This is a genomic window from Halovenus halobia (assembly GCF_051414135.1).
GTDB classification, from domain to species: Archaea; Halobacteriota; Halobacteria; order Halobacteriales; family Haloarculaceae; genus Halovenus; species Halovenus halobia.
Window position 1 is genome coordinate 1 of record NZ_JBLKOA010000014.1, and the last position, 1,579, is coordinate 1,579.

Annotated in this window: 2 protein-coding genes; both read left to right on the forward strand. The window is 54.5% G+C overall.

Annotated features, from left to right (window positions below; genetic code table 11):
• The coding region (locus ACMGFM_RS16605; RefSeq protein ID WP_436903804.1) for a DUF2080 family transposase-associated protein at window positions 1-253 on the forward strand (253 nt) is incomplete at its 5' end.
• Window positions 254-256: 3 nt separating this feature from the next.
• Window positions 257-1,510: an RNA-guided endonuclease TnpB family protein gene (locus tag ACMGFM_RS16610; protein ID WP_436903805.1), complete on the forward strand. Its 1,254-nt coding sequence runs from the start codon at window positions 257-259 to the stop codon at window positions 1,508-1,510.
• Window positions 1,511-1,579 lie beyond the last annotated feature (69 nt).

Consider the following 1,579-nt stretch of genomic DNA (forward strand, 5'->3'; position numbering starts at 1 on the left):
TGATAAAAAGGTGAGCGCATACCCCCGTCTTCAGGCGGGGGTCGAGCGAACAGGCGGTACTCAGGCATCCCGATTCCCCAACGGTTATGTATGGGCCAAGTCTATACCAGGTGTGGACAAATTTAGCATCGAAGGGCACGAAGTCGTAGAGAAAGAGGTGAGTAGTCACGGGAATGGCGCTCACGTCTACGTGCCGAAAGAGTGGCTTAAAGAAACGGTCAAGATCGTGAGAACGACAGACAGCGACGACTAACTGATGCCAACGAAAACGCTTGAGGCACGACTGGTCAACCCGACGACGAACAAGCATCAGAAGATACGCGAAACGCAGACAGCGTACCGTCGTGCGCTGGATGATGCGTTCCAGCAGGGGTGTGAGACACAATCAGCGACGAACGATGTGGTCGTCCAGTACGACCTCAGCGGCTACGCAAAAAACGCTCTGAAGAAGTACGTCCCGCAACTGACTGGCGACTCATACGACGCCGATGAGCTATCTGACGAGCATCCAGTAAGATTCACTGACGAAGGATTCGACATTGACCACAAACCACAGAACGCTTACGAATGGTATCTGAAAGTCCCGCACCATGAGGACTACGACCTGTGGTTCCCTGCTGGTATCAACCCGGAACAACGACCGCTAGTCGAGGCGCTATACGCAGGAGATGCAGAACCGGGAGAGTTTCGACTTGTTGAGAGAGATGATAATTGGTATCTGCACGCCACCGTCCATTTCGACGTTGCTGATACCGTCTGCTCGGAGTCAGACGATGTTACTCCGGTCGGTGTAGACATTGGAGAAGCCGCACTTGCGACGGTGTGTCACCGAAATGAGTGCGACTCTCCAACTGCGCCAAGACTGTGGAACGATGAAGCAAAGACAGTGAGAGAGTTGCGCGAACAGTACTTCACGGCGATGCGCAGACTACAACGCCGTGGGGCCGACGTGTTGACAGACACGTATGGCGACGAGATATGGCGGCAGATAGACGATATACTCCATACTGTGAGTCGGGAAGTAGTCGATCACGTAGTCGGTATTGACGGCGGTGTGGTCGTGCTTGAGGACTTGACATACATTCGTGAGGACATGGACTACGGCGCGTACATGAACCGTCGTCTCCACGGATGGGCGTTCGCCAAGCTTCACAGTCAAATCATGTACAAAGCCGAAGGACGAGGCATCGACGTTGTGACCGTTAACCCTCGAAACACGTCGAAAGAGTGCCATGCGTGTAAAGAAGTCGGGTCACGCAGGCATCAGGCAACCTTCAGTTGTACTAACGACGATTGTTGGGTGTCTGAGTATCAGGCCGATATAAATGGCGCACTGAATATCGCAGATCGCTACCCTGCCGGAGAGAGGCAACCCCAAAGCGACCGGGATTCCGGTCAGAAGGTGGTTGGCGATGACTCGGGCGGGGACGGGGCCTCATTGACCGGGCCGCAAGACAGCCAAGCCGATGCTGAAAATCAGCAAACGACGCTTGGAACGTATGCGTCTTGAAACCTGAAACGGCGAAGCCGGGAATCCTTTGCCGGGATTCCTCCGCCTTCAGGCGGAGGAGGAGGTCAA